Annotated in this window: 2 protein-coding genes; one reads left to right on the plus strand and one right to left on the minus strand. The window is 65.1% G+C overall.

What is annotated here, in order from left to right; translation table 11 throughout:
- Window positions 1-184, plus strand: a 184-nt coding sequence (locus tag R1101_RS28780; protein ID WP_037225230.1) for an MMPL family transporter, incomplete at its 5' end; no start/stop codon positions are given.
- A gap of 211 nt (window positions 185-395) precedes the next feature.
- On the opposite strand, the gene R1101_RS28785 is transcribed toward R1101_RS28780, so the two are convergent.
- The coding region (locus R1101_RS28785) for a hypothetical protein (protein WP_232284835.1) at window positions 396-859 on the minus strand (464 nt) is incomplete at its 5' end.

The raw sequence follows: 859 nt of genomic DNA on the forward strand, positions 1-859 counted from the left end.
CACCCAACCGATCCGGGAACTGTTCCAGTTCGGTCTCGCGATGGCCATCGGGATCCTGCTCGACACCTTCGTTGTCCGGCCGCTTCTCGTTCCCGCGATCATGCGGCTACTCGGAGACAAGGCGCTGTGGCCGAGCGTGACCGAGGCGAATGCGAAGCCGGCGATGGAACCGTCCCACGTCTGAGGTACCGCCACCAAGTGCCCGCGTCCCCGTAGACGGACGCGGGCACTCAGCGGGGCCCTGGCCGTCCTCTCAGCCCGCTGAGTTGAGGGGCTGTTCGAACAACCGAATGCGGCGTCGACCTCCGCCGGGACTGCTTCGTGATGCCCTTCCTCCTCCGCCCTGCCCGTCGATCGAGCGTCGTGAGGGACGAGGTGACAAAACGGTGCGTTTGCTATGCGCGCTCTGTCGGGGTGGTGGTACCAGCAGCGCGCAGCGCGTCGTCAGGATCGCTGTTGTGCTTGCCGGCGAACGCGCGATAGCCCATGACCACCAGCCAGACGTAGGCGAGCGTCTTCGGGATCATCAACAGGCCGACGGTCTCGTTCTGCTGTGCCCACAGCACAACGGGGAGGTAGAACCCGAACGAGAGAGTCACCGCCGGCCAAGCGAAGCGGTAGAAGGCGTCGCCCCGAGCACGGACCCACAACGCGCCAATGATGACCACACCGAGGACGAGGAAGGGGATGTTGCGGATGATCCCCCACGACAACGGCGGGTCTGCGCTGAATATGTCGTTCTGCGGCAACAGGACCAGCAGCACGTGCACGATGGCCGCCGTATACACGACAATGCTCATCACCGGGCTCGGTCCCAACGGCCGGTAGGTGCCTTCGGTGCGCGTTTCTCGTGCGGTCG

The organism is Rhodococcus sp. R1101 (assembly GCF_000278445.1).
GTDB classification, from domain to species: Bacteria; Actinomycetota; Actinomycetes; order Mycobacteriales; family Mycobacteriaceae; genus Rhodococcus; species Rhodococcus gordoniae.